Genomic DNA, 25911 nt, shown 5'->3' on the forward strand with positions numbered 1-25911 from the left:
AGTGCTTTCAGTGTCAGGTCGTCAGGCACAAAATAGGCGGATGATAGATCGATGGATCGGCTGGCGGCGGTGATAGCAAGCAGGTACATCAACGCCATGCTTTCACTGCCCCCGGTGGGCGAACTGCTGAAGATCTGCGCTCGCCCCTGCCCAACACGCGGCAGCACGGGGAAATAGTCCTCGCCGTGTGGCACCTCGCCGCTCACCTTGATCCAGTTGTCCAGGAAGACCGACTGCATCTGACCCACCACCGGCCCCTCGACCTGAAAGTGCGTGTCGCGCCAGTGCTGCGGATCCTGGGCGTGACCAGTCCATTCCGGCGCAATACCGACACCACCAGTGAAGCCAACCGTGCCGTCGACAATCAATAGCTTTCGGTGAGTGCGATTATTGAGCTTGCCAAGCGTGTACCAACGTACCGGGTGATACCGCTTTAAATCCACCCCGGCGTCGGTCATGACATCGAGCGTCGCCTTGTCGATCTTCGCACTGCCCATCCAGTCGAGCAGTACATGAACCCTGACCCCCGCTCTCGCTCGCTCAGCCAGCGCTTCAGCAAAATCCTTGCCGACATCCCCGCTCCAGTAGATGTACGACTCGAAGTTGATCGACTTCCTGGCGCCGCGGATTACGCTCAACATCGCAGGAAATATCTCGTCTCCGTTCTTCAGCAAACGATAGCGATTTCCCCCTACTACTGGTGGTCCCAGAAGCACGCTCAGTTCTCGTTCAAAGTGAGGATCGTCGATCGAGTAAAGACGCTGTAAATGGCGCTCGATACGTTTTTCTCCCTCGATGAAGTTGTAGGCCACGATACCGGCTGCAGCCGTCAGGAGAACCACGACAACCGTATACCAGATCATGCGTCGCCCCGCAGTGAAATATGGCATCCCTGACCTTCAGCTCTTTGCTTCTTGAGCGAGGTTGAAAAAGGTACCGTCGCAAGGTTGCCTTCTGCAATCCTGCATATCGTGCCTACATCTGCCGCCCCTTCCATAGCATCAGCGATGCTCCTCCGATCTGCTATCGGCGCTTCGTCCTTTTGGCCGGTGGGCGTTTGGGGCCAGATAGCATGTCGCTCCAGAAGCCGTAAGCCTGCTTGGTCGCTGCCTTCCTGACTGCGGTTGACTGACGCCGGCCTTCGGCAGTGATCCGTCCGCGAGCTGCACCTGCTACGGAATTGGCGCTGCTCAGCCAGATGCTCATGAGGGGATTCTTCTTAGTCCAGGGATTTTTCATCGTCGTGCCTTTGCCTCGAAAACCGCGCTGATGCGAGAGGGGCTGGGCGAGAAGACCAGGGCCTTTCTTCACGCCGGCGCAAGTACATCAAGTTTTCTCGCCTTCAGTGTCAGCCGGTTCTATGGGCTCCTCAGGCACCTCTTCTTCGCCAGCCTTCTCTGGCTGCTGCTCCTCCTGATCAAAATCTTCAGGGGTCTGTTCCGATTGCGGTTGCTCTGCCATTTTTCTCTCCGTAACAATGCGGCGGATCGCCGCACCGACATAACATCGCAAGGCACGTGCCATGAGCTCATGGCTTCACCGCGACAAAAAAGAGCCCGCAGCTACCAGAAGCTGCGGGCCCTAAAGCGGGAAGTTACGCTGCAAGCGCCATGAGTTCTTCTTTTCGCGTTGCCAATTGCGTTGCCACCTCGCGGAGGTCAATATTGTGCTTGATGACGAGTTCGAACAACTCCCCCTCTTCCTCCTGTACGTGGTGCCCCACGTACTCCGTAAGCACCTTGTAAGTCGCTTCCAGGCGGTCGCTATCGGCGGCTCTTCTTATCGCCGCGATGAGGTCCTTGGCGACGCCATGTTCCACATTCGCCTCGTCGAGGAGGTCATCGAGATCACCGGAAACACCTCGGAGCGCCGGATAGAAAATCTCCTCTTCAATCCGGGCGTGCATTGCGAGTTGATTGCAGGTTTCGCCGGCAATCGATTCCTTGTCGGATTTGCTCTCCTCAAACGACTTGAAGAGCTTCTTGACGGCACGGTGGTCATCCATAAGTGCGCCCAACGCCTGGCGCTGGCCTGCCGGGATCTTCGACTTGTCCATGTTGTTGCCTCGGTCTTGAAAGCGCCAAACTGCGGAATGCGGGTAAGCGCCCGCCAACAGCCGCACAATCCGTGCCACTTTGCGCCGCTTGCGTCAGCAACGTCCCCCCTCAATTCACAGGCGGGCTATTTCCGGCCGCCCGATGACACCAGCATGTAAATGATTCGCACGCGCATGACCGTTGGTAAGGCAAGTCGGTCAAGACGGCCATCATCTTGTAAAAAGCGCCGCACGGCGCATTGCTTGGTGGCCCGGTCGACCAAAACCGTCCGAGGGTCTCGGCCCGCAGGCGATTCAGCTCCTAATGGGCCCGGGCCGCCTGCGGCCGAACGGCTCCTTTGGCCAATCAACTGCCGGAGCGACAGAGGAGGCGGATGTCCGTTGATCCCGGATAGCCGACTTCGAGTTGTGGAAGCCTCGAATGGCGCAGAAGGGTCGGAAGCAGTCATGTAAAGCAGCTATGACATTCAACCGCTTCTCGACCCATGTTGGTCACACAGCTTGGCGTGAATGAACTGCCGACCTATCTAAGAGCAGTTACCGACCGCACCTACACAGAGTTCCACTCGACAATCTCACGCTATACTCTCTTGTCGCTGCAACCACAGCGACCGGGTTTGGAAGCCCGAACAAAGGCGGATCACCGCCAGCCGGCGGTATTTTTACATCCGTCACGCCTGCGCACGTCCTCAGAGGGCGGGCCTTGGCGGGGAGGGCTTCGGCCCTGCCGGTTCCTTTGTCCGGTCTTCCAACCTTGCCATGCGCCCGCCCACCCCATTTGGAAGTGGGGTGCGGGATTCAAGCCGCATACAGAGGAGGTCGTACCATGCGTCAATACGCGCTCAGCCGTACCGGACCGCCGGCATGTCTCGCATGCCGCTTTCCCATCGCCCCCTCCTACCGCGTGCCCGCCACGCACAAGGAGGCGCCCAATGGATAACCCCCGCCAACACACCCGCTACGGCCTCACCGCCGAATACCGCAACGCGGACATCCACCTGAACTCACGGGTGCTCTGCGAAACCCTGTCGTCCTCGCCCCGGCAGGGATCACAACATTCCTCAAGCACGCAACTTTAGCCACGGCTCACTGCAAACACCGGCCGGCTGCCCGATAACGTGCGGCCAACGGACCTGCCGACCTCGAATTCGCTTCCCGTTATGAGGCAGGCACAGGGGCAGTTACAATACTGTCCTTCGCCGCCTAGCGCGGCACGGTCTCCGCATTCAACGCACCCGCCGCCACGCCCTCGCCGCGCGGCGCCCCCCGCCATGCCCCTGATCCTGCAAAGCCTCGCCCCGCTCGCTTCCGCCGACATCGATGCCATCCGCACGCTTGCCCACGCGCCTTCCCTCGCACTGCGTGACGAAACCGTGGCAACGGCCAGCGACAGCGCACCACTGACGCCCGCCCTGCGTGAAGCGCTCGACGCCTGCTGTGCCCCCCGTGCCATCGACTGGGCCATCGTGCCCGCCGGCCGCAAGCTCTCGGATTTCAAGCTGGTGGCGATGGATATGGACTCCACGCTGATCACCATCGAGTGCATCGACGAGATCGCCGATTTCTGCGGCCTCAAGGCCGAGGTCTCGGCCATCACCGAAGCCGCCATGCGCGGCGAGATCACCGACTTCAACGAAAGCCTGCGCCGCCGCGTGGCCCTGCTAAAGGGCTTGGACGCCAGCGTGCTGGACCGCGTGTATGAAGAGCGCCTGCGCCTGTCGCCCGGCGCGGAAGACATGCTGCGGACCGTGCAGGCCCTGGGCATGCGCACCCTGCTGGTTTCAGGCGGCTTCGTGCATTTCACCGAGAAGCTCAAGCCTCGGCTGAAACTCGATGTCACCCGCGCGAATACGCTGGAGATCATTGACGGCAAGCTCACCGGCCAGGTGCTGGGCGAGATCGTCAATGCCGACGTCAAGGCCCGCACGGTGCAGGAAATGTGCGCGCAGATCGGCGTGGAGCCGTCCCAGGCCATCGTCATGGGCGACGGCTCCAACGATCTCAAGATGATGGCCGTGGCCGGCCTGTCGGTGGCCTTCCGGGCCAAGCCGGTGGTGCGCGCGCAGGCAAGCGTTGCGTTCAACCACGTCGGGCTGGACGGCTTGCTGCAACTGTTTCCGCATTAAATGACCAAGTGACCAAGTGACGGGCCGCCCCGGATCATGTCCGGCGCAGCCCGTTCCATGTCATGCCACCAGTTGCGACTCCATCGCGCCGCGCAAGTCGGCGATCAGGTCGCGGGTATCCTCCAGCCCGATGTAGAGGCGTACCAGTTCGCCGGCGTTTTGCCAGCCCGCTGGCGGCCAGCTGCCCTGGGGACGCATGGTCTGGACGTGATACGGCACCGCGAGGCTGTGCGCTCCGCCCCACGACCAGCCGATCGCGAACAGCCGCAGCGCCTCGACAAAGGCATCGACCTGGGCCCGCGTATAGCGCGCATGCAGCACGACCGAGAACAAGCCGGTGGCGCCGCTGAAATCGCGCCGCCAGAAGTCATGCCCCGGACAGTCCGGCAAGGCCGGGTGCAGGACCTTGACCACCTCCGGGCGCTGGCAGAGCCATTCAGCCACTTCGCGCGCGGCGCGGTCGTGTGCCGCCAGCCTGACCGGCATGCTCGGCAGCGAGCGCAGCACCAGGTAGCAATCGTCCGCCGACACGCCCCAGCCCATCAGCATGCGGGCACGCCTGAGGCGGTCGTGGAGCTTTTCGTCGCGGGTCAGCACGGCGCCCATCAGCACGTCGCCGCCGCCCGACTGGTATTTGGTCAGCGCTTGCACCGAGATGTCGATGCCCTTGTCGAAGGGCCGGAAATAGACGCCCGCCGACCAGGTGTTGTCGATCGCGGTGAGCACGCCACGCGCCTTCGCCGCGGCCACGATGGCCTCGGTGTCGGGCACTTCCATCGTCACCGACCCCGGCGACTCCATCCAGATCAGGCGGGTATTGGGGCGGATCAGGCCGGCAATCCCGGCGCCGATCATCGGATCGTAATAGCGGACCGACACGCCGAAGTCCCGCGCCAGCCATTCGCCGTGGTCGCGGTTAGGGCCGTAGACGTTGTCCGGGACCAGCACGTCATCGCCCGACTTGACCAGCGCGAAGTACACCTGCGAGATAGCGGCGAGGCCGGATGGCAGCAGCAGCGTCTTGCGCGCGCCCTCGATCAGCGCCAGATGCTGGCACAGCGCTTCGCTGGTGGGCGTGGCATGCAGGCCGTAGCGCCAGTAGGTCGTGGCGCCGTCGCCGTGTGCGCGCAACTCCGCCAGGTTGCGGAAGACCACGGTGGAGCCGCGATGCGTGGGAGGGGAAAATGAAGCGAAGCCGGGTGCGATATCCAGCTCGGGCTGGACGGCCACGGTCTGCAGGTAGGCGGGTTGGGCAGCGGACTTCTCGGGAGGCTGGCGGTCGGACACGGCGATTCCTTGTCTGGCAATGACTCGATGAACGTTCGAGCTTACCAGCAATCGGGGGCGTGTTGGCTTGCGTGCGCCTTACCCGGCGCTATCCGCCCCGCTCCCTCAGCGGCCGGAAATCGACGATTTCGGCGGCGGCGGCGCGTAGGTGATGCCGCTGTTGGGGGTCATGTCGAAGGGCGGGATCACTAGCACGCCCAAAGGCCGGATCATGAAGGGCAGCACGATGGCCGGGTTGACGGGGTCGGTCCAGTTGCCATGAACCACGCCGGCGCCGTCGATGGTGCCTTCCCAATTGCCAGTGACGTGCGTACCGTCATTGGACTCTTCCATCAGGAAGGCGCCGTTTTCATATTCGCCGGCCAGCACGCGCACGCCGCCGGCGCGGCCGACGCTGTACTCGCCATGCACGCTGTCGCGCTCGTCGGGCTTGGGCCCGAGCCGCAGGCGCACCGGCTGGTCGCCGAGCGTGCCCACGTAGACCGGTAATGACGCGTATTCGGGACGCGGCGCCAGCGCCTTGGGCGCCGCGCCGGTGGAAAGCTGGGTGCCGCGTTTCGACTCACCCTCGCGGATCGCCTGGTTGATGCCGAAGCCCTCTGGGCTGCCCGCACTATTGCCGGCGGTACCGGCGCCGGGCGTGCCCGTGGACAGCTCGGTGCCGCCGGCGGCCAGCGCGGCGCCAGCCAGCGTTGCCGCTGCCAGTCCGGTTGCCAGTGACAGGGAAACGGAGAGGGATAGAGTCGCTACGCGCCGCAAGTCAGCCTCGGATCAGATGCGTTCGAAGATGGCCGCAATACCCTGGCCGCCGCCGATGCACATGGTGACCAGTGCATAGCGGCCTTGCACCCGCTGCAGCTCGTACAGCGCCTTGACGGTGATCAGCGCGCCGGTGGCGCCGATCGGGTGGCCCAGTGAGATGCCCGAACCGTTCGGATTGACCTTGGCCGGATCCAGCCCGAGCGCCTTGGTGACGGCGCAGGCTTGCGCGGCAAAGGCTTCGTTGGCTTCGATCACGTCGAGGTCCGCCACGGTCAGGCCGGCACGCTCCAGCGCCTTCTTCGTGGCCGGCACGGGGCCAATGCCCATGGTCTTGGGATCGACGCCGGCGTGGGCGTAGGAAACCAGGCGGGCCAGCGGCTTGAGGCCGCGCTTCTCGGCCTCGGCACGCTCCATCAGCACCACGGCGGCAGCGGCGTCGTTCAGGCCCGAGGCGTTGCCTGCGGTGACCGTGCCGTTTTCCTTCACGAAGACCGGCTTGAGCTTGGTCATGTCTTCCAGGACCGCGTCGTGGCGCACGTGCTCGTCGGTGTCGAAGGTGACGTCGCCCTTGCGGCCCTTCAGCGTGACCGGCAGGATCTGGTCCTTGAAGTGGCCGGCACGGATGGCTGCCGAGGCGCGGCGATGGGACTCCAGCGCGGCCTCGTCCTGCTGGCCGCGGCTGATGTCGTATTCCTTGGCCACGTTCTCGGCGGTGACGCCCATGTGGATCCCGTGGAAGGGATCGTGGAGCGCGCCCAGCATCATGTCGAGCATCTTGGCGTCGCCCATGCGCGCCCCCCAGCGGGCCGATTGCGCCAGGTAGGGAGCACGGCTCATGCTCTCCGCCCCGCCGCCGATGGCCACATCGGCATCGCCCAGCAAAATGGTCTGCGCCGCGCTGACAATGGCCTGCAGGCCCGAGCCGCACAGGCGGTTGACGGTCAGCGCCGGAGCGTCGATCGTGACGCCGCCCTCCACTGCCGCCACGCGACCCAGGTACATGTCCCTGGGCTCGGTCTGGATGACGTTGCCGAACACCACGTGGCCAACTTCATCGCCGCTGACCTGCGCGCGGGCCAGCGCCTCGCGCACGACCATGGCGCCCATCTGGGTCGGGGAAAGATCCTTCAGGCTGCCGCCAAAGGTACCGATTGCGGTCCGGACGCCGCTCACCACCACCACTTCACGTGTCATTTTGTGTCTCCAGGGCTGATGTTGCAGCGCACAGTATAACGGCGCGCCGCAAAAAACGAACGAGCGTACTTTTACCTATCGCAGCGCACGGACCTTGCCTGGCTCAGACCTCGCCCCAGAGGTCGTGGCCATCGGCGCCGGTGATCTTCACCGAGACGAATTCCCCGACCTTGTAGCGCGGCGAGCCTTGCGCCGGCGGGTCGATATAAACCAGGCCGTCGATTTCCGGCGCGTCAGCCGAGGAACGGCCGATACCGCCATCCTGGTTGACCTCGTCGACCAGCACGCGCAGGGTCTGCCCGACCTTGCGCTGCAGCCGCCGGGCGGACACTTCCTCCGCCACTTCCATGAAGCGCGCGCGGCGCTCTTCGCGGACCTCGTCAGGCAAGGCGCCTGGCAGATCGTTGGCGGTGGCACCCTCTACGGGCGAATAGGCAAAGCAGCCCACGCGGTCCAGTTCGGCCTCGGCGATAAAGTCCAGCAGCGTCTGGAACTCTTCCTCCGTCTCGCCGGGGAAGCCCGCGATAAAGGTGCTGCGGATGGTCAGTTCGGGGCAGATCTCGCGCCAGGCCCGGATGCGGTCCATGGTCTTCTCGGCATTGGCCGGGCGCTTCATGCGCTTGAGCACGTCCGGGTGGGCGTGCTGCAACGGCACATCCAGGTAAGGCAGCACATGGCCTTGCGACATCAGCGGAATGATCTCGTCGACGTGCGGGTACGGGTACACGTAATGCAGACGGACCCAGGCGCCGTACCTGGCGGCGAGTTCGCCCAGCGCCGCGACCAGTTCGGTCATGCGCGTCTTGAGCGGGCGGCCGTCCCAGAAGCCGGTGCGGTACTTCACATCCACACCGTACGCGCTGGTGTCCTGCGAGATCACCAGCAGTTCCTTGACGCCGGACTTGAACAGGTTCTCGGCTTCCAGCATGACTTCCGCCACCGGACGCGAGACCAGGTCGCCGCGCATCGAAGGGATGATGCAGAAAGAGCAGCGATGGTTGCAGCCCTCGGAAATTTTCAGGTAAGCGTAGTGCTTGGGCGTGAGCTTGATCCCGGCGGCCGGCACCAGGTCGAGGAACGGGTCATGGGGCTTGGGCAGATGCGTGTGCACCGCCTGCATCACCTCGCCCAGCGCATGCGGGCCGGTCACGGCCAGCACCTTCGGGTGGACGGAGGTGATGATGTCCTCGCCCGCCGCGTTCTTCTTGGCGCCCAGGCAGCCGGTAACGATAACCTTACCGTTCTCGGCCAGCGCCTCGCCGATCGCGTCCAGGCTTTCCTGCACCGCCTCGTCGATAAAGCCGCAGGTGTTGACGACCACCAGGTCGGCGCCGTCATAGGTGCCACTGATGGCATAGCCTTCGGCGCGCAGCTGGGTAATGATCTGCTCGGAATCCACAAGCGCCTTTGGACAGCCAAGGCTCACGAATCCCACATTTGGAATATGGTCTTTATTAGTCGTTGATTCTGAAGGGTTTTTCACGGTTACTTCCAAATGTGGGGCGGGCGAGGCGGGACATGGCCGCCTGGCGGTACAAAGCCAATCGCGCATTTTAACCGCTCGCCAAAGTTTCTCGGCGCCTGATCCCCGACATGCCGCGGTAAACCTGTCGCAACCAGTCTCATCGCATCAATGGGCCAGCCTGCCCTGCGCAGCGGCGTCACATCCGCGCGGATGAAGTCCCTGGCATGTCCGCCAGGGCACGCTCAATCACGTCTTGAATCTCGAACGAATCTTGCAGGCGCCGGATGGCCGCATGCAGCTCGGCGGCTTGCGGCCAGGTCCGCTTCAGATAGCTGAGCCACAATTTGACGCGTCCGTGCTCATGACGGCATTCGACACGGGCCTGCAACTTCTTCAGGTAGTCGGCAATGTGACGAAGCACGAGCGGCCATTCCTCGCCGGATGCCACCCTTTCCATCAGCCCGCGTATCCGCAAGGCCAGGAAAGGATCGGATACGGCGCCCCGCCCTATCATCACGTCGGCACAGCCGCTGACTGCCCGGCAGCGTTCCCAGTCGGCGACCGTCCAGACTTCTCCGTTGGCAACAACGGGCACGTCCACGGCAGCATCGATACGCGCGATCCACTCCCAGTGGGCCGGCGGCCGGTAGCCATGGTCGCGCGTTCTGGCATGCACGACGAGGGAAGCCGCGCCGCCTTCCGCCAGCGCGGTGGCGCAGTCGATCGCCAGCGAGGTATCGGACACGCCAAGCCGCATTTTTGCCGTTACGGCGATGCTGGCAGGCACCGCGGCGCGAACGCACGAAACGATCCGGTTCAGCAGCTCAGGGTCCGCCAGCAACATGGCCCCGCCACCGTGCCTGTTGACGACTTTGGCGGGGCAACCGAAGTTCAGGTCGAGTCCATGCGGCGACAACGTCGCTGCTTGGGCCGCGTTCAGCGCCAGCCATTCCGGATCGCTTCCAAGCAGCTGGATCACCATCGGCGTGCCACTAGGAGTATGGCCTCCGTCGAGGATCTCGGGGGTGTCCCTCTCGTAGACGCGCTCGGGAAGCAGAGAGCCGGTCACCCTGACGAACTCGGACACACACCCGTCGTATCCGCCCGCGCCGGTCAGCACGTCGCGCAACACGTAGTCCGCAAGCCCTTCCATGGGGGCCAGAAACAGCCGGCTCATGCGAAAGCTGGCGCCGAAGTGTGGCGCTTGTCCTGGCGATATGCCGGAAAACCGGAAAACACGAAACCGGCCGCCGGAACGGGCCTGGCCTCGGCGGCAAGCACCTGGTGAATGTCCTGGATTTCGGAAGGCATTGGGATTCGCACTGTGCAGGCGAGTCCTCGATATGAATCGCCACATTTGAGAAGGGTAGCCAGCGCGATGAAGCCGCGCGTCACCCGGATATGCGTGATTTTAACCGATCGCCCCAACCAGCAAATCTCGGCAGGATTTTCGCGCCGGGACGCAACTGGATTTCACAGTGCGTTGCGCTTGCAGGTGGCATGTTCGGCGTCCGCACCTGCCCGGTCCTGTCCCGCCTTGCGCGGGATTCTGGCTTTGTGGCGCTCGCCTGGCGGGACGCCCTGCTTAACGCGAAAGGCAGGAGTCAGGCGATCAAGACTTCCGCCGGGATTTTCAGTTCCTGATTGAGGCGCCGGATCATGGCCAGGCTGAGGCCTCGCTTGCGGTTCAGCACCTCATACACCCGATTCAGATTTCCGAAATACGGCTGCATATCGCGTGCAGTCAGACCGCCCTGCTCCATCCTGAAACGAATTGCCTCGATTGCGTCCGGGTGCTCCAGCGGGAAATGATCCGCTTCATAGCGCTCGATGAGGGTTGCCATGATCTCCAGGCGATCCCCTTCCGGGGTGCCGGGTACCGGATCGATATCGACGAGCGCCGACACGTCGGCCAGCGCCGCCTGATAGTCATCGTCAGTGTGCAGAGGTCGAATGTCCATGCGTTACTCCAGTTCCACGGTTGCCGCATCGGCCCGGTCATATTCGGCGTGTGTCCCGATGAACTTCACGTACACAACGCCCACGCGGTATGCGACTGCGACGATCAACCGGTAGTTGTTACCGCCGATGTTAAACACCACACGATTGCTACCTACGAAGCTGGCCGACGCGTATCGGTCCTTGATGTCTTGCGGTGTCGACCATCGCGCCCGGATGGCTTCCTCGTGCCACGCCAGCAGCGGCTGCTTTGCGCCCGGGTGCTTCTCGCAGAACATCAGCAGATGTCGTTTCGCAATAATTCGCATGGCACTGATTATAGTCCCAAAATGGGACTACGTCAGATCGATTCGGCAAACGCAGTCACCCGTCTTGCGCGCAAGCGGGGGCGGTAAATGGAATTCGAATGGTGGAATACGCAGTGTCGGCGGCAGCGAGCGGCCTTGTGCCAATGGAGGGAGATCCCGACTCCTGGCCCTAACCGGGCCAGGCCCGCCCAACAGAACTGTTACAGAACTGTTGCCCTGCCAGGCAATACCATGCCGCCTCGCCAGGGCGGCTGGCGACGGCTTACTTCTTGTCCGGCTGGTTGAACGGGAACGTGCCGAACATGTTCTTGGCCTGGCTCTGCATCTGTTCCTGCATCTGCACGAACAGGTTCTTGCTCTGCTCGATGTAGTTGCTCATCATGCCCTGCATCATCGGGCCCTGCATGTTCATGAACTGGGACCACATGTCGGGGCTGAACGGCTCGCCGGAGTATAGCCCCTTGGAGTTTTCGGCCAGCTTGTTCTGGATATCGATAAAGGCCTGGATGTTCTTCTCCAGGTAGGTCCCCATCATGCCCTGCATGGCATGGCCGTAGTAGCGGATGATCTGCGACAGCATGGAGCTGGAGAACATCGGCACGCCGCCGGTCTCTTCTTCCAGGATGATCTGCAGCAGGATGCTGCGCGTGAGCTCGTCGCCTGACTTGGCGTCGATCACCTTGAAATCCTCGGTGTCCATCACGAGCTGCTTGACGTCGGCTAGCGTGATGTAGGTGCTGGTCTGCGTATCGTAGAGCCGGCGATTAGGATACTTCTTGATCAGTCGCTCTGCGCCTTTCTTGGTGGTAGCCATCGTGCTCTATCCTTTTATCGTCGCTGTTGCATGCTGCTGCACCGCATGCTGTGCGGTGCGCAAAATCGAAACCGGCAGCGGGGGATACAACGTGTTGACCTGCAACGCATGATCTATTTTGGTGCGGGCAAGCCGCTGCCCTGATTCTATGCCCAACAAGGCACTATTGAAAGCCGGGGCCGTTAAGGAAAACCCGCACGGGGCAATGGATTGCGGGAAATGCGGGGGCAGGTTTTTACCCGGTTCAGTCGGCATGGTGCGGTGCAGGGAGTGCAATGCAATATTGCTGCGGGGAATGGGGCAGCTCAAGGTCTATTTGGAGAACATGCGGGGACTTCGGTTGACTGCCCGGATTGGCCGCCCTGCCAGTTCCGCCACCAAAAACAAAAAAGGCCCTCCGAAGAGGACCTCCCAAGACAAAAAGCCACCCGAATACCAAAGGCGGCCCTAGCCCATCACCCCATATGCAGGCCGCCGTTCAGCGAGAAATCCGCGCCGGTCGAGAAGCCCGACTCATCGGACGCCAGCCAGGCGCAGATCGACGCAATTTCCTCGGGCGCGCCAAGGCGCTTGACGGGAATGGTGCCGACGATCTTGTCCAGCACATCCTGGCGGATCGACTTGACCATGTCGGTAGCAATGTACCCAGGCGACACCGTGTTCACGGTCACGCCCTTGGTCGCCACTTCCTGCGCCAGCGCCATGGTGAAGCCGTGCAGGCCTGCCTTCGCGGTGGAGTAGTTGGTTTGCCCGAACTGGCCCTTCTGCCCATTGACCGACGAAATATTGACGATGCGGCCGAAGCCACGGTCCGCCATGCCGTCGATGACCTGCTTGGTCACGTTGAACAGCGAGGTCAGGTTGGTATCGATCACGGCGTCCCAGTCGGCGCGCGTCATCTTGCGGAACACCACGTCACGCGTGATGCCGGCGTTGTTGATCAGGACGTCGACTTCACCGACTTCGGCCTTGACCTTGTCGAATGCGGCCTTGGTCGAATCCCAGTCGGCAACGTTGCCTTCCGACGCGATGAAATCAAAGCCCAGGGCCTTCTGCTGCTCGAGCCATTTTTCACGGCGCGGCGAGTTGGGGCCGCAACCGGCCACCACTTTGTAGCCATCCTTGGCCAGACGCTGGCAGATGGCCGTTCCAATGCCACCCATGCCACCGGTTACGTATGCAATGCGCTGAGTCATATCTACTCCTTGATGGCTAGTTTTTATTGAAACCAGCGGGAAGAAGCCCTCTCCCCGCCAGCACACCCCTCAGACCAGCTTGCGCGCTATGCGTTGCGGCAAGCGATGCAGATTGTCACTCGCGTTCCACCGCCAGCGCCACGCCCATGCCGCCGCCGATGCACAGCGAGGCCAAGCCCTTGCGCGAACCGCGGCGCTTCATCTCATGCAGCAGCGTGACCAGCACGCGGCAGCCCGACGCGCCGATCGGATGCCCGATGGCGATAGCACCGCCGTTGACGTTGACCTTGGACGTGTCCCAGCCCATCTGCTTGTGCACGGCCAGGGCCTGGGCAGCGAAGGCTTCGTTGATTTCCATCAGGTCGAGCTCTTCCACGCTCCAGCCGGCGCGCGACAGGCAACGCTGCGATGCAGGTACCGGGCCCATGCCCATTACCTTGGGATCGACACCGGCGGTACCGTAGGCTCGGATGGTCGCCAGCGGAGTCAGGCCGAGTTCCTTGGCCTTGGCAGCCGACATCACCACCACCGCGGCGGCACCGTCGTTCAGGCCCGAGGCATTGGCCGCGGTCACCGTGCCGGCCTTGTCGAAGGCGGGCTTCAGGCCAGCCAGCGCATCCTGCGTGACGCCGTGGCGCACGAACTCGTCGGTGGCGAACTGCACCGGATCGCCCTTGCGCTGGGGAATCGGCACCGGCACGATTTCCTCGTCAAACCTGCCAGCCTTCTGGGCAGCTTCGGCCTTGTTCTGTGAGGCCGCCGCGAACGCGTCCTGCGCTTCGCGCGTGATGCCGTATTCCTTGGCGACGTTCTCGGCGGTGACGCCCATGTGGTACTGGTTGTAGACGTCCCACAGACCGTCCACGATCATGCTGTCGACCAGCTTGGCATCGCCCATGCGGAAGCCGTCGCGCGAGCCCGGCAGCACGTGCGGCGCGGCACTCATGTTTTCCTGGCCGCCCGCCACCACGATCTCGGCATCGCCCGCGGCAATGGCGTTGGCCGCCAGCATCACGGCCTTCAGGCCGGAGCCGCAGACTTTGTTGATGGTCATGGCCGGCACCATCACGGGCAGGCCAGCCTTCAGCGCGGCCTGGCGCGCCGGGTTCTGGCCGGAGCCGGCGGCCAGCACCTGGCCCATGATCACTTCGCTGACCTGCTCGGGCTTGATGCCGGCGCGCTCGAGCGCGGCCTTGATAACGATGGCGCCGAGTTCAGGTGCGGGGATCTTGGCGAGCGAGCCGCCGAACTTGCCCACCGCGGTACGGGCAGCGGATACGATGACGATGTCAGTCATTGGGAGGTCCTCTCGAGTTGAATGCGGATAAGGGGTGAAAGAGGCCGGCTGCCCAATGGGGTGCCGGCCCGGACAAATCCTATGCCTTCGCCTTGACGTAGCGGCCCGGTGCCGCCTCGATGGCGCGGTAATCCTTGTTGCCGTAGTCGGTGGGCGCTGCCTTGCGCGCGCCGGCGTGCTTGCCCAGCCAGGATGCCCAGTCGGGCCACCAGCTGCCGGCATGCTCGGTGGCATCGCTGAGCCAGTCCTCTGGCAACGCCGGAAGCTTGTCGTTGGTCCAGTGGCTGCGCTTCTTCTTGGCCGGCGGGTTGATCACACCGGCAATATGGCCCGATGCCCCAAGCACGAAACGCAGTTTGTTCTTGAGCAGCGCGGTCGAGGCGTAGGCCGATGCCCAGGGCACGATATGGTCCTCGCGCGAGCCGTAGATATAGGTGGGCACGTCAATGCTGCCCAGGTCCACCGGCGCATTGCACACGGTCAGCTTGCCCGGCTCCTTGAGTTCGTTCTGCAGGTAGGTATGGCGCAGGTACCAGCAGTACCAGGGTCCCGGCAAGTTGGTGGCGTCGCCGTTCCAGAACAGCAGGTCAAACGGTACCGGAGTATTGCCCTTCAGGTAGTTGTCGACGACATAGTTCCAGACTAGGTCGTTGGGGCGCAGGAAAGAGAACGTGTTGGCCAGTTCCACGCCGCGCAGCAACGCGCATGGCGCGCCCCCGACGCCGCCCAAGGTGGCTTCGCGCAGCTTGACGTGGGCTTCGTCGACAAACACATCCAGCACGCCGGTCTCGGCGAAATCCAGCAGCGTGGTCAGCAATGTCAGGCTGGCCACGGGCCGCACGCCGCGCTTGGCCAGCACCGCCAGCGCGGTGGACACGATGGTGCCGCCCACGCAGAAGCCCAGCACGTTGATCTGGTCCTGGCCGCTGATCTCGCGCGTGACTTCGATGGCGCGGATGGCGGCATGCTCGATGTAGTCATCCCAGCTGATCTCGGCCATCGAGGCATCCGGGTTGCGCCAGGACACCATGTAGACCGTGTGCCCCTGCTCCACCATGTAGTTCACCAGCGAGGTCTGCGGCTGCAGGTCGAGGATGTAGTACTTGTTGATGCACGGCGGCACCAGCAGCAGCGGGCGCGTGAACACCTTTTCGGTGCTCGGCTTGTATTGCAGCAACTGGAAGTAGGAGTTCTCGTAGACGACCGCACCCTCGGTGACAGCCACGTTGCGGCCCACTTCGAAGGCGGATTCGTCGGTCTGTGAGATCTTGCCGCGGCCAAGGTCCTCCAGCATGTTGAGCACGCCAACCCGTAGCGACTCACCGCCCGACTCGATCAGTTTTTTCTGCGCCTCCGGATTGGTGACGAGGAAATTGGCCGGCGACATGGCATCGACCCACTGCGAGACGGCGAAGCGGATGCGCTGGCGGGTCTTGGCATCGGCCTCGACCGCGTCGGCCAGCTCATTCATGGCGCGTGCGTTGATCAGGTAGAAGGCAGCCGCGTAGTGAAAGGCCGCGCTGCTGCGCCAGGCATCGCCTGCAAAGCGGCGGTCGGCCAGTGCCTCCGCCGGATTGGCGCCGCCTTCGGCCATGCTTCGCCACAGCTCGCTGAAGTCCTTCATGTAGCGCTGCTGGATGCCGGCCAACTGATCGGGCGCGATCTTCACGCCCGCCATGGCGGAACCCGTCAAAGCCTCGAAACCGGGAATGCCGGGCATGCCGGACATGCCCTGCTGGGTCGCCATACCGTTGGCCTGTGCCTGACGGGTCCATTCCAGCCATGTCGCTGGATCAAATGGCCCCGAAGCAAATGAAAACGGTTGGGACTTGTCTTCCTTGGCGGAAGCTGCCGCACCTTTGCCGGTTGCCATGATGTTTCGTCTCTCTGCCGTCACTTATTTGAAAGCTGGCTGGGCGGCGTGCCACCACTGCGGGACTCACCCCCGCCTCCAGCCTCGAAACCGGCCCGCGCTGACACCCTCGGCTGGTGACGTCATGCGGTATGCTTGCCGGACACGCCTCTCCGCGGACCGGATGGTGCCGGCGGAGCCTGCGAATGCTCGCGAACACATAATCGCAAGCCACTCGAGGCCATTGTTGCCTTGCAATGTTCTGCCTGTCAATGCGGAAAATTGCGCGGACCGGCGCTAATGGCAAAATGCGCCCGGCGCGAATCTGCGGGCAGCCCGGCGCAGCCACTCCGGCCCCGGGGCAAGCTTGCACGAGAAGGATGACTTTCTGATGTACATCGTTGCAATCGGTTGGCTGTACGTGGTCCTGATGATGGCCATTACCGTACATACCGTGGTCGCGGGCGTGGCCACTTTCGTCTTTTATGGCCTGTTCCCGGTGGCGATCCTGGTGTACATCATGGGCACGCCTGGACGCCGGCGCCGGCGCAAGGCCGAGGAAGCAAAACAGGCCAAGAGCGAGCCGGACCCCGCGGCCGCCGGGGAGCCCGAGGCAACCCAACCCGCCCAGGCGACGGGCGCGCGACCAGCCCTGCCGCCCGCCCGGGACTAACGGCGAGGGGAATTCAGGCGACCAACCAGACCAGGCTGGCCATGCGGCCAGTGACGCCATCGCGCCGGTAAGAGTAGAAGCGCCGCGCATCGCTGACGGTGCAGGCGTCGCCGCCATACACCGCGGTACAGCCCGCGCGCGCGAGGCGGATGCGGGCAAGCGCATAGATATCCGCGAAATACTTGCCGTCCGCGCCGGCGCGGAATGCGCGATCCACCGGTCCCGCTTCTTCGGGCAGCGCCTGGGCAAGAAAGGCCTGCCGGACTTCGGCGCCGACCTCGAAGGCTTGCGGGCCGATCGCAGGACCAAGCCAGGCCAGCCACTCGGCCTGCGCGCCTGCCCGCTCGCCCATGCGTGCCACCGTGGATTCGATCACCCCGCCGCACAACCCGCGCCAGCCAGCGTGCGCCGCGCCCACCACCGTGCCGGCACGATCGCAGAGCAGCACCGGCAGGCAATCCGCGGTCATTACGGCGCAGACCCGCGCAGGGGTCGCGGCAATGCTTGCGTCCGCCTGCGGAACCGCGCCATCGGCCGCGAACTTGTCCTCGGTGGCGATCGCGCAGCCATGCACCTGCTCCAGCCAGCCTGGCGCGGCCGGCAGCCGCGCGGCCAGGCGCGCCCGGTTGCCGGCGACCGCCGAGGGATCGTCGCCCACGTGGGTGCCGAGGTTAAGCCCGCCCGGGCTGCCGTCCGCCAGGCCGTAAGGGGCCTGGCTCAAGCCGCCCTGACGGGTGGTGGACAACGCGCGCACCCGCGCCGGGGCCGGCCAGTCAGGAACCAGCCACGGCGCCTCAGTCGTCATCGCCGTACTCCCATGCGCCGTCCTCGCCCTCCACCCAGCCGTCATCCTCGTCCTCATCATCGGCGCGGTCGAAATCGAGCGCTTCGATCAATGCCTGCAGGTCGTCGGGCGGCGGCGCCTCCCACGACATGGACTTGCCGGTCGTCGGATGCACCAGCCCCAACCGGAAGGCGTGCAGCGCCTGGCGCCCCAGCGGCACCGGCAGCGGCGCCTTGATGGCCGGGCGCTGGCCGCGCTGCGTAGCGGCGCGATGGTAGACCGGATCGCCGACCAGGGGATGGCCGATTGATTCGAAATGCACGCGGATCTGGTGCGTGCGGCCGGTTTCGAGCTGGCACATCACCATCGAGACATGGCCCCGCCCGAGCGGCACCGTGCCCAGCGTGCGGAAATGGGTGCGCGAAGGCTTGCCGCTGTTGGTGAGCACGATCGCCATGCGGATCCGCTCGCGCGGATCGCGGCCGATCGGCGCATCGATGGTGCCCGATTCGGGCGTCTCGCCCCACACCAGCGCCAGATAGGTACGTTTGACGGTACGCGCCTGCAACTGGCGCACGAGATCGGTCTGGGCGGTAAGCGTGCGCGCCACTACCATCAGCCCGGAGGTTTCCTTGTCGAGCCGGTGGACGATGCCGGCGCGCGGCAGGCCCACGGCCTCGGGATAGCGGTGCAGCAGGCCGTTGAGCACCGTGCCGCCCCAGTTGCCGGCCGCGGGATGCACCACCAGCCCGGCGGGCTTGTCGATGACCAGCATTGCCGCGTCCTCGTACACCACCTCGAGCGGCACGTCTTCCGGCACGAAGGCGCGCGATTCGGCCGGGGCCTGCGGCCGCACCACGACGCGCTCGCCCATCTGGACCGAAGCCTTCGAGCGGCGCACCTCGCCGTCGACCAGCACCGCGCCGCTCTCGATCCATTGCTGCAGGCGGCTGCGCGAAAATCCGCTGAGATGGCGGGCCAGCAATTTATCGAGGCGCTCGCCATGTGACGCACCGTCTACTTCAAACTCCACTTGCTGCATTTCCAACTCGATCGGCGATGCCTGCGCACCAGCCTCCAGGCCGCCTAGCGCGGCCACATCGGTCAGGTCTTCCAGGTCCTCCACTTCGTTCAAAGTGTCGGCTGAATCGGCAGCTTGCTGCGCGATGCCCTTGGCGGCGGTTGCCGGCAAGGGGCTTGGGCTATAATGCTTGACGCTATTTTTCATCCGGGATATGTTGCCCATGCAATCGATGAGCATGAAGCGCGCCAACTGGCGCGCAAGAATTGGAGCGATTCTGCTCGCAGGCGGCTGCGTCATGCTATCGGCGTGCGGCCTGCTGTCGGATCAACCAGACGAAACTGCCGGCTGGTCGGCTAACAAATTATATTCGGAAGCCAAGGACGCACTCGATTCCGGCGACTTCACCCGTGCAGTCAAGCTGTACGATAAGCTGGAAGGACGTTACCCCTTCGGCCGTTTCGCGCAGCAGGCGCAGATCGATTCCGCCTATGCCAGCTACAAGGATGGCGAAACCGCCGCGGCCCTGGCCTCGGTTGACCGCTTCATCCAGTTGCATCCGAATCACCCGAACGTGGATTATGCCTATTACCTGAAGGGCCTGATCAACTTCAATGATAATTTGGGCTGGCTCGGCCGCTTTTCCGGCCAGGACCTGAGCGAGCGCGACCCCAAGGCCGCGCGCGCCGCGTATGACGCATTCAACACCCTCGTCACGCGCTTCCCCGACAGCAAGTACACGCCGGACTCCGCCGCGCGCATGCAGTACATCGTGAACGCGCTGGCCCAGCACGAGGTCCATGCGGCACGCTACTACTACAAGCGTGGCGCCTACCTGGCCGCCGCCAACCGCGCCCAGCAGGCGCTCAAGGAATATGATGGCGCCCCGGCCAACGAAGAAGCGCTGTACATCATGATCCGTTCCTACGACTCGCTGGGCATGAAGGATCTGCGCGACGATACCGCCCGCGTGATGGAAAAGAACTTCCCCAACAGCGATTACATCAAGTATGGAGAACGCCGCAAGGACAAGTCCTGGTGGGAAGTGTTCTGAACGGCAGGCATGCAATTGAGTAGGCCGGAGGCGCAAGCCCCGGCAACAAAAAGCCCGGTCTCGACCGGGCTTTTTGTTGCCTGCTCAATCGGGCCGCGCTTCGCCCCCTTGGTCCGCCGCTGGCGCCTCCCCGCCGTCCCGGATCGATTCCAGGAAGCGGATCACGGTCTCGGCCTCGCGCGTCCGCTTGAAGGGCGGCAGGCTCTGCCAGATCTGGCGACCATAGGGCTTCTCCACCAGCCTGGTATCGCAGATCACCAGCACCCCACGGTCTGTCTCGGAGCGGATCAGGCGCCCCGCGCCCTGCTTGAGCGTGATCACCGCATGCGGCAACTGGTGCACGGCGAACGGGCTCAGGCCCTTTTTCTGCAGCACTTCCATGCGTGCGGCCAGCACGGGATCGTCGGGTGGCGCAAACGGCAGTTTATCGATGATCACCAGTGACAGCGCCTCGCCACGCACGTCGACGCCCTCCCAGAAACTCTGGCTGCCGACCAGCACCGCATTGCCAAGCTCACGGAAACGGTCGAGCAGTTCCGTGCGGCTGGCCTGGCCCTGGACCAGCAGGGGTAGTGCCAGGCCGCGCTCCGCGAAGGCCTCGTAAAGCATATCGGAGGCACGCTGCACCGCCCGCAGCGTGGTGCAGAGCAGAAAGGCGCGACCGCCCGCCGCCTCGATCAGCGGCAACGCGGTTTGCACCACCGCTTCCGTGAACTGGGGCGACTGCGGCGCCGGCAGGTCTCGCGGCACGTAGAGCAGGCCCTGCTCGGCGTAGTCGAACGGGCTTGGCAAGGTCAGCGACCTGTCCTTGTCCAGCCCGAGCTGGGCAGCGTAGTGGCTGAAATTGCCCTTCACCGAGAGCGTGGCCGAGGTAAATACCCAGGCTCGCGGGTGGCCTTCGCGCTGACGCGTAAAGATTGGCGCGATCGACAACGGGGTGCGATGCAGCTGCACCGTGTGGGAGAACACCTCCACCCAGCGCACCGTGTCCGGCCCGAAGGCGGCTGCAGGGGCCGCCACCGCGCCATCTTGCGCCTCGCCGCTCGCGGCGGGCTGCGGCGCGGCCTTGGATTCGCTACGCCAGGCCGCCAGGCGCTGATCGAGCTCCACCGCGCGGCGGTGGCACTGCTCCAGCGACTCGGCGCGCTCTGCCTGGCTTTCCAGCAGGGTCACGAACTCCCCCAGCGCACTTTCGAGTGCGTCCAGCGTCTCAAAAAAAGGCTTGCTGATGCGCGGGTCCGCTTCGATCTGGTTCACCGCCAGGCGCGCATTGTCCTTGGTAAAGGCCAGCCGCAAGTCCCGCGCGGCACGCTCCAGGGGTGCCGCGATGCGCACCCAGTCGGCGGCGTCCCGCGCGTGCGAGAGGCCTTCGGCCACGGTATCCCGCGCGAGCTCCAGCAACTGGCTGGTCGACAGGCTGTCGCCAAAGAACAGCGTGGCCGTCTCCGGCAGCTGGTGCGCCTCGTCGAAGATGACTGTGTTGGCCGCCGGCAACAGTTCCGCCATGCCTGTGTCGCGCAGTACGACGTCGGCAAAAAACAGGTGATGGTTGACCACCACCAGGTCGGCTTGCTGCGCCTCCTTGCGCGCGCGCATGACAAAGCACTCTTTGTAGTTCGGGCACTCCGTGCCGAGACAGTTGTCGCGAGTCGAAGTGACCAGTTGCCATACCGGCGCGTTTTCCGGCACCGAGGCAAGCTCGGCCTTGTCGCCCGTGGACGTCACCTTGGCAAACCGGGCAATCTCGCGCAGCCATGCGGCGTCCTGCCGCGAGGCCAGGCGGCCCTGGATTTCGGCGCGTTCCAGATGGTAGTGGCAGAGATAGTTGGCCCGCCCCTTGAGCAGCGCGACCGACACCGGCACATTGAGCGCGCGCCGCACCGTGGGGATATCGCGCAGGAAGAGCTGGTCCTGCAGGTTCTTGGTACCGGTGGAGAGGATGACCTTGCCGCCCCACAACATGGCGGGGACCAGATAGGCAAAGGTCTTGCCGGTACCGGTGCCGGCCTCGACGATGACCGTGTCGGCGCGCTCGATCGCGCTGGCCACGGCCTCGGCCATGCGCTCTTGCGCCTCGCGCGGGCGGTAGCCTTCGATGCCCTGCGCCAGGGTCCCGGTCGGGGCGAAGATGGTAGCCAGTTCGGCGGCATGCGATACCGCGGCACCGGACGGCCCGGTACCGCTGGCGGCCGGCATTGCGGGCGTATCTGGCGTGTCGGCCGCAGCGGACACGGTGGTCGTTACGGGGACCGCGGGCGTGGCGGAAAGGTCTTCTTCGGAGGCGGGCAAGGCGAGGCTTTATGGCGGACCGCTTCAGCGACGGCCCGTGGACAAGGGGAATCAGGCGGGCACGTCCGGCTCGAGCTGAAGCTGGAGCAAGGTAATCGCATCCTTGAGCTTGAGGCGGCGCTTTTTCAGGCGCCGCAGCTGCAGCTCGTCGTGCGTGGCGTCAGCCGCCATGCGGTCAATCAGGTAATCGAGATCGCGGTGTTCGATCTGCAACTCCATGATCTGCCGCGATAAGGTATTCAGGTTGCGGTCCATGGGCTCCCCCGATCAAAGCCGGCGCTGGCGCCGGCGGGCCGGTATGGCTTCCGACGCTGGCACCGCGTGGCGCGTCGCGTCGTCTTGCACCGGCCATTGTCGCCGGTATTGCCCCCGGCTGTGGGCGCGGCTCGCACCGCTCAGAAACCGAAGGGACGCGGCGTCGTGGCCTGCCCCTGCTGTTCCTTGGCCTTGGCGCGGCGCTCGTCGACGTCTTTTTGCCGTTGTTCGGCTTCGCGCTGCTTCGCCTCGAACGCCTTTACATTTTCCTGCCGCTGCCTGGCCTGCTGCGCGCCCTGCTCTTGCGCTGCCTTGATGCGCGCATCGAAGTCAGCCTGCTTCTTGTTGTAAGCCTCGGCATTGGCGGCACGCTGCGGAGCATCGGCCTGATGCTGCGCATCGCGCAGTTGCTGTTCCTGCTGCTTGCGCTCGAAACTCTCGCGGCTGGCGCGTTCATTGGCTTCGCGGGCAGGCTGGCCGGCTTCGTACTCGGCACGCTTGATGGCCTGAGCCTGGTCGCGCTCGACCGCCTTGAAGGCGCGCTCCGCTTCTCCAACCTCCAGTTCCCGCTTGCGCAGCACCTGCAGTTCCCCGCGGCGCACATCCTTGGCCTTGTCGATGCAGTGCGTAACAAAAAAACTGTTGTAGCAATCGTGCTCCGCCTTGCCGTAGCGATAATCGGTCCAGGCACGCGAATCGACGATGGCCTTGCGCTCCGCGGCGAAATCCCGCGACGGCGGCTGCGGCGCTTGCGCCTCAGTTGCCTGGGCAGGGGCCTGCGCAGCGCCCGGGGCCGCCTGCGCATGGCCGCGCATTGGCATGAGCAACACCGCCAGGCCGGCGCACAGCAAGGCAAGCCGCAGCTGCGCGGACAGAGAGCGGGCCTTGGCCGGGGTGGCGGAGCAGTCGGATAACGCGGCCGCGAGTGGGGCCGGATGTGGCTTGACGATCATGCCCGGATTCTAACATCCGCCCCGCCTCTTGCCCCAGGGCACGGCGGCTTATTGATGCCTGGCCAGCCTCCGCCGGAACGCCGGCTGTGCCCTGCCCTGAACACCGCGCCGCGCCGCGGCAAGCTTGTGGCAAAATGCCCCGCTTTCGACCGACTGTTTTCCTGATGTCCAATCTGCCAGCTTCCGTCATGCAAAAGATCGTGTCGCTCATCGCGGCCGAACTCTCCGTCCAACCCCGCCAGGTGGCCGCGGCCGTGGAACTGCTCGACGAAGGCGCGACCGTGCCTTTCATTGCGCGCTACCGCAAGGAGGTCACCGGCAACCTGGACGACACGCATCTGCGTAACCTGGAAGAGCGCCTGCTTTACCTGCGCGAGATGGAAGAGCGCCGCGCCACCATCCTCGCTTCCATCGAGGAGCAAGGCAAGCTGACGCCCGAACTGCGCGCGGCCGTCGAAGGCGCCGAGACCAAGCAGGCCCTGGAAGATCTGTACCTGCCCTACAAGCCCAAGCGCCGCACCCGTGCCCAGATCGCGCGCGAGTGCGGGCTCGAGCCGCTGGCCCTTGCCCTGCTGGCCGATCCCACGCTGGACCCGCAGACCGAGGCCGCCAGGTATGTCAACGGCAATCCCACCGCCGATGGCGGCGTGCCCGACGTCAAGGCCGCACTCGACGGCGCACGCGACATCCTGTCGGAGCAATTCGGCGAAACCGCCGAACTGCTCGGCAAGGTGCGCGAGCACCTGTGGAACAACGGCATGGTGAGTTCGTCCGTGATGGAAGGCAAGGAAGGCGCGGAGGAAGAGAAATTCCGCGACTACTACGAATACAGCGAGACCATCCGCACCATTCCGTCGCACCGCGCGCTGGCGCTGTTCCGCGGCCGCAATGCGGGCGTGCTGATGGTCAAGCTCGGCCTGGGCGAGGAACAGGACGCCATGGTGCCGCACCCGTGCGAAGGCATGATTGCCCGCCACGTCGGCATCCAGAACCAGAACCGTCCCGCCGACAAGTGGCTGGCCGACGTGTGCCGCTGGTGCTGGCGCGTCAAGGTGCAGCCGCACCTCGAGACCGAGCTGCTGACGCAACTGCGCGAAACCGCAGAGAGCGAAGCCATCAAGGTGTTCGGCCGCAACCTGCACGAACTGCTGCTGGCCGCGCCGGCCGGTCCGAAGTCGGTGATGGGCATCGACCCGGGCATCCGCACGGGCTGCAAGGTGGCCGTGGTCGACACCACCGGCAAGCTCATCGACACCGCCACCATCTACCCGCACGAGCCGCGCCGCGACTGGAACGGCTCGCTCGCCACGCTGGCGCGCATGGCCAAGCAGCACAATGTGATGCTGGTCTCGATCGGCAACGGCACGGCCAGCCGCGAGACCGACAAGCTGGTGCAGGACCTGATGAAACAGCTGCCCGAGGCCAAGCTGACCAAGATCGTGGTCAGCGAAGCCGGCGCCTCGGTGTACTCCGCATCGGAACTGGCGGCCAAGGAATTCCCCGATCTGGACGTGTCGATCCGCGGTGCGGTTTCGATCGCGCGCCGTTTGCAGGATCCGCTCGCCGAGCTGGTCAAGATCGACCCGAAGTCGATCGGCGTGGGCCAGTACCAGCATGACGTGAACCAGCGCGAACTGGCGCGCGCGCTGGACGCCGTGGTGGAGGATTGCGTGAATGCCGTGGGCGTGGACGTGAATACCGCCTCGGCCCCGCTGCTGGCGCGCGTATCGGGCCTGAACACCGTGCTCGCGCGCAATATCGTCGAGTACCGCGATGCCAACGGCGCGTTCGCCAACCGCGATGCGCTGAAAAAGGTGCCGCGCCTGGGCGACAAGACATTCGAACAAGCCGCCGGCTTCCTGCGCGTCAATGATGGCGACAATCCGCTGGACCGCTCCTCGGTGCACCCGGAGGCCTACCCCGTGGTCAAGCGCATCCTCGACCATATCAAGAAGGGCCTGCCCGACGTGATGGGCAACCGCGACGCGCTGCGCGGCCTGTCGCCGACGACCTTCACCGACGAGACCTTCGGCCTGCCGACGGTGCGCGACATTCTCTCCGAACTGGAGAAGCCCGGCCGCGACCCGCGTCCCGAGTTCAAGACCGCGACGTTCCAGGACGGCGTGGAGGACATCAAGGACCTGCAACCCGGCATGGTGCTCGAAGGCGTGGTCACCAACGTCGCAGCCTTTGGCGCATTCGTCGATATCGGCGTGCACCAGGACGGCCTGGTCCACATCTCCGCCCTCTCCACCAAGTTCATCAAGGACGCGCACGAGGCGGTCAAGGCCGGCCAGATCGTCAAGGTCAAGGTGATGGAGGTGGACGTCAAGCGCAATCGTATCGGCCTGACCATGCGCCTGGACGACGAGCCCGGCCAGGGCCCGGTCCGCGCGGGACAATCGGACCGCGGCAACGGGCCGCGCCAGGGACAGGGACAGCGCCCCGGCCAGGGCAAGGGCTTCGGCGGCCAGCGCCGCGAAGCGGAGCCGTCCGGCGCGATGGCGGCGGCGTTCGCCAAGCTCAAGCGCTGAGCGTCAGGCGCCCGTGGATAAAAGCCCCTGTG

24 protein-coding genes are annotated in these 25911 nt (G+C 64.6%); 4 read left to right on the plus strand and 20 right to left on the minus strand.

The annotated features are described in order from the left end of the window. The 3 genes from AC1DS6_RS32060 to AC1DS6_RS32070 all read right to left on the minus strand — a co-directional run. On the minus strand, positions 1 to 863 hold an 863-nt coding region (locus AC1DS6_RS32060; RefSeq protein ID WP_441631204.1), incomplete at its 3' end, for a phospholipase D-like domain-containing protein. A gap of 463 nt (positions 864 to 1326) precedes the next feature. After that, on the minus strand, positions 1327 to 1461 hold the full coding sequence (locus AC1DS6_RS32065; RefSeq protein ID WP_441631206.1) for a hypothetical protein: 135 nt from the start codon (positions 1459 to 1461) through the stop codon (positions 1327 to 1329). Between the two features lie 133 nt (positions 1462 to 1594). After that, positions 1595 to 2056, minus strand: coding sequence for a hemerythrin domain-containing protein (locus tag AC1DS6_RS32070; protein WP_441631208.1), 462 nt, complete (start codon positions 2054 to 2056; stop codon positions 1595 to 1597). A 1271-nt stretch (positions 2057 to 3327) separates the two neighbouring features. Here AC1DS6_RS32070 and serB point away from each other — a divergent pair. Beyond that, entirely contained in the window at positions 3328 to 4182 is an 855-nt protein-coding gene (gene serB, locus AC1DS6_RS32075; RefSeq protein ID WP_441631210.1) for a phosphoserine phosphatase SerB, read from the plus strand. A gap of 60 nt (positions 4183 to 4242) precedes the next feature. On the opposite strand, the gene AC1DS6_RS32080 is transcribed toward serB, so the two are convergent. The 12 genes from AC1DS6_RS32080 to phaC all read right to left on the minus strand — a co-directional run bounded on the left by AC1DS6_RS32080 (position 4243) and on the right by phaC (position 16337). Then, the gene (locus AC1DS6_RS32080) at positions 4243 to 5469 is read right to left on the minus strand and encodes a cystathionine beta-lyase (protein WP_441631212.1); all 1227 of its coding nucleotides are present in this window, start codon (positions 5467 to 5469) and stop codon (positions 4243 to 4245) included. Between the two features lie 105 nt (positions 5470 to 5574). Next, positions 5575 to 6228 carry a hypothetical protein gene (locus AC1DS6_RS32085; protein WP_441631214.1) on the minus strand — a complete coding sequence of 218 codons (654 nt, stop codon included), beginning with the start codon at positions 6226 to 6228 and terminating at the stop codon, positions 5575 to 5577. 12 nt (positions 6229 to 6240) lie between these two features. Further along, positions 6241 to 7425, minus strand: a complete 1185-nt coding sequence (gene bktB, locus AC1DS6_RS32090) for a beta-ketothiolase BktB (RefSeq protein WP_441631216.1) — start codon at positions 7423 to 7425, stop codon at positions 6241 to 6243. Between the two features lie 103 nt (positions 7426 to 7528). Continuing rightward, on the minus strand, positions 7529 to 8908 hold the full coding sequence (gene rimO / locus AC1DS6_RS32095) for a 30S ribosomal protein S12 methylthiotransferase RimO (protein ID WP_045241720.1): 1380 nt from the start codon (positions 8906 to 8908) through the stop codon (positions 7529 to 7531). 178 nt (positions 8909 to 9086) lie between these two features. Beyond that, complete coding sequence (locus AC1DS6_RS32100) at positions 9087 to 10067, minus strand: tRNA dihydrouridine synthase (RefSeq protein WP_441631218.1); 981 nt, start codon at positions 10065 to 10067, stop codon at positions 9087 to 9089. 427 nt (positions 10068 to 10494) lie between these two features. Then, positions 10495 to 10851 carry a helix-turn-helix domain-containing protein gene (locus AC1DS6_RS32105; protein ID WP_477103931.1) on the minus strand — a complete coding sequence of 119 codons (357 nt, stop codon included), beginning with the start codon at positions 10849 to 10851 and terminating at the stop codon, positions 10495 to 10497. A gap of 3 nt (positions 10852 to 10854) precedes the next feature. Then, positions 10855 to 11157, minus strand: a complete 303-nt coding sequence (locus AC1DS6_RS32110; protein WP_441631222.1) for a type II toxin-antitoxin system HigB family toxin — start codon at positions 11155 to 11157, stop codon at positions 10855 to 10857. A 262-nt stretch (positions 11158 to 11419) separates the two neighbouring features. Beyond that, positions 11420 to 11971: a polyhydroxyalkanoate synthesis repressor PhaR gene (gene phaR, locus AC1DS6_RS32115; protein WP_035860143.1), complete on the minus strand. Its 552-nt coding sequence runs from the start codon at positions 11969 to 11971 to the stop codon at positions 11420 to 11422. Between the two features lie 6 nt (positions 11972 to 11977). Next, positions 11978 to 12226, minus strand: a complete 249-nt coding sequence (locus AC1DS6_RS32120) for a hypothetical protein (protein WP_441631224.1) — start codon at positions 12224 to 12226, stop codon at positions 11978 to 11980. A gap of 200 nt (positions 12227 to 12426) precedes the next feature. Continuing rightward, positions 12427 to 13167, minus strand: coding sequence for a 3-ketoacyl-ACP reductase (locus AC1DS6_RS32125; protein ID WP_035860140.1), 741 nt, complete (start codon positions 13165 to 13167; stop codon positions 12427 to 12429). A gap of 115 nt (positions 13168 to 13282) precedes the next feature. After that, positions 13283 to 14464, minus strand: coding sequence for an acetyl-CoA C-acetyltransferase (locus tag AC1DS6_RS32130; RefSeq protein ID WP_441631227.1), 1182 nt, complete (start codon positions 14462 to 14464; stop codon positions 13283 to 13285). A gap of 79 nt (positions 14465 to 14543) precedes the next feature. Further along, positions 14544 to 16337 carry a class I poly(R)-hydroxyalkanoic acid synthase gene (phaC, locus tag AC1DS6_RS32135; protein WP_441631229.1) on the minus strand — a complete coding sequence of 598 codons (1794 nt, stop codon included), beginning with the start codon at positions 16335 to 16337 and terminating at the stop codon, positions 14544 to 14546. Positions 16338 to 16707: 370 nt separating this feature from the next. On the opposite strand from phaC, the gene AC1DS6_RS32140 reads away from it, so the two are divergent. Next, a complete protein-coding gene (locus tag AC1DS6_RS32140; RefSeq protein WP_441631231.1) occupies positions 16708 to 16989 on the plus strand; it encodes a hypothetical protein in 282 nt (93 codons plus the stop codon). A gap of 13 nt (positions 16990 to 17002) precedes the next feature. On the opposite strand, the gene pgeF is transcribed toward AC1DS6_RS32140, so the two are convergent. Then, the gene (gene pgeF / locus AC1DS6_RS32145; protein WP_441631233.1) at positions 17003 to 17794 is read right to left on the minus strand and encodes a peptidoglycan editing factor PgeF; all 792 of its coding nucleotides are present in this window, start codon (positions 17792 to 17794) and stop codon (positions 17003 to 17005) included. Continuing rightward, positions 17784 to 19001, minus strand: coding sequence for an RluA family pseudouridine synthase (locus AC1DS6_RS32150; protein WP_035860220.1), 1218 nt, complete (start codon positions 18999 to 19001; stop codon positions 17784 to 17786). Before AC1DS6_RS32150 ends, pgeF begins: the two co-directional genes overlap by 11 nt. Positions 19002 to 19017: 16 nt before the next feature. Between AC1DS6_RS32150 and AC1DS6_RS32155 the strand changes: the two genes are divergently transcribed. After that, the gene (locus AC1DS6_RS32155) at positions 19018 to 19848 is read left to right on the plus strand and encodes an outer membrane protein assembly factor BamD (RefSeq protein ID WP_035860133.1); all 831 of its coding nucleotides are present in this window, start codon (positions 19018 to 19020) and stop codon (positions 19846 to 19848) included. 84 nt (positions 19849 to 19932) lie between these two features. Here AC1DS6_RS32155 and AC1DS6_RS32160 read toward each other — a convergent pair whose 3' ends face one another. The 3 genes from AC1DS6_RS32160 to AC1DS6_RS32170 all read right to left on the minus strand — a co-directional run bounded on the left by AC1DS6_RS32160 (position 19933) and on the right by AC1DS6_RS32170 (position 23345). Beyond that, positions 19933 to 22044 (minus strand): DNA repair helicase YoaA, encoded by a 2112-nt coding sequence (locus tag AC1DS6_RS32160; protein WP_441631277.1) that lies wholly within the window; start codon positions 22042 to 22044, stop codon positions 19933 to 19935. A 144-nt stretch (positions 22045 to 22188) separates the two neighbouring features. Next, entirely contained in the window at positions 22189 to 22392 is a 204-nt protein-coding gene (locus AC1DS6_RS32165; RefSeq protein ID WP_035860131.1) for a DUF465 domain-containing protein, read from the minus strand. A 140-nt stretch (positions 22393 to 22532) separates the two neighbouring features. After that, positions 22533 to 23345, minus strand: a complete 813-nt coding sequence (locus AC1DS6_RS32170; protein ID WP_441631236.1) for a hypothetical protein — start codon at positions 23343 to 23345, stop codon at positions 22533 to 22535. A 164-nt stretch (positions 23346 to 23509) separates the two neighbouring features. On the opposite strand from AC1DS6_RS32170, the gene AC1DS6_RS32175 reads away from it, so the two are divergent. Continuing rightward, positions 23510 to 25879, plus strand: coding sequence for a Tex family protein (locus AC1DS6_RS32175; protein WP_441631238.1), 2370 nt, complete (start codon positions 23510 to 23512; stop codon positions 25877 to 25879). The last annotated feature ends 32 nt before the right edge of the window (positions 25880 to 25911 follow it).

It is taken from the genome of Cupriavidus sp. 05L310 (assembly GCF_056398185.1).

Excerpts from the sequence above, each read along its gene's own strand:
- AC1DS6_RS32065 (WP_441631206.1), bottom strand. The coding sequence starts at position 1,461 with ATGGCAGAGCAACCGCAATCGGAACAGACCCCTGAAGATTTTGATCAG.
- AC1DS6_RS32070 (WP_441631208.1), bottom strand. The coding sequence starts at position 2,056 with ATGGACAAGTCGAAGATCCCGGCAGGCCAGCGCCAGGCGTTGGGCGCA.
- serB (WP_441631210.1), top strand. The coding sequence starts at position 3,328 with ATGCCCCTGATCCTGCAAAGCCTCGCCCCGCTCGCTTCCGCCGACATC.
- bktB (WP_441631216.1), bottom strand. The coding sequence starts at position 7,425 with ATGACACGTGAAGTGGTGGTGGTGAGCGGCGTCCGGACCGCAATCGGT.
- AC1DS6_RS32100 (WP_441631218.1), bottom strand. The coding sequence starts at position 10,067 with ATGAGCCGGCTGTTTCTGGCCCCCATGGAAGGGCTTGCGGACTACGTG.
- AC1DS6_RS32105 (WP_477103931.1), bottom strand. The coding sequence starts at position 10,851 with ATGGACATTCGACCTCTGCACACTGACGATGACTATCAGGCGGCGCTG.
- AC1DS6_RS32110 (WP_441631222.1), bottom strand. The coding sequence starts at position 11,157 with ATGCGAATTATTGCGAAACGACATCTGCTGATGTTCTGCGAGAAGCAC.
- phaR (WP_035860143.1), bottom strand. The coding sequence starts at position 11,971 with ATGGCTACCACCAAGAAAGGCGCAGAGCGACTGATCAAGAAGTATCCT.
- AC1DS6_RS32120 (WP_441631224.1), bottom strand. The coding sequence starts at position 12,226 with ATGCCGACTGAACCGGGTAAAAACCTGCCCCCGCATTTCCCGCAATCC.
- AC1DS6_RS32125 (WP_035860140.1), bottom strand. The coding sequence starts at position 13,167 with ATGACTCAGCGCATTGCATACGTAACCGGTGGCATGGGTGGCATTGGA.
- AC1DS6_RS32130 (WP_441631227.1), bottom strand. The coding sequence starts at position 14,464 with ATGACTGACATCGTCATCGTATCCGCTGCCCGTACCGCGGTGGGCAAG.
- phaC (WP_441631229.1), bottom strand. The coding sequence starts at position 16,337 with ATGGCAACCGGCAAAGGTGCGGCAGCTTCCGCCAAGGAAGACAAGTCC.
- AC1DS6_RS32140 (WP_441631231.1), top strand. The coding sequence starts at position 16,708 with ATGTACATCGTTGCAATCGGTTGGCTGTACGTGGTCCTGATGATGGCC.
- pgeF (WP_441631233.1), bottom strand. The coding sequence starts at position 17,794 with ATGACGACTGAGGCGCCGTGGCTGGTTCCTGACTGGCCGGCCCCGGCG.
- AC1DS6_RS32150 (WP_035860220.1), bottom strand. The coding sequence starts at position 19,001 with ATGAAAAATAGCGTCAAGCATTATAGCCCAAGCCCCTTGCCGGCAACC.
- AC1DS6_RS32155 (WP_035860133.1), top strand. The coding sequence starts at position 19,018 with ATGCAATCGATGAGCATGAAGCGCGCCAACTGGCGCGCAAGAATTGGA.
- AC1DS6_RS32160 (WP_441631277.1), bottom strand. The coding sequence starts at position 22,044 with ATGCCGGCCGCCAGCGGTACCGGGCCGTCCGGTGCCGCGGTATCGCAT.
- AC1DS6_RS32165 (WP_035860131.1), bottom strand. The coding sequence starts at position 22,392 with ATGGACCGCAACCTGAATACCTTATCGCGGCAGATCATGGAGTTGCAG.
- AC1DS6_RS32170 (WP_441631236.1), bottom strand. The coding sequence starts at position 23,345 with ATGATCGTCAAGCCACATCCGGCCCCACTCGCGGCCGCGTTATCCGAC.
- AC1DS6_RS32175 (WP_441631238.1), top strand. The coding sequence starts at position 23,510 with ATGTCCAATCTGCCAGCTTCCGTCATGCAAAAGATCGTGTCGCTCATC.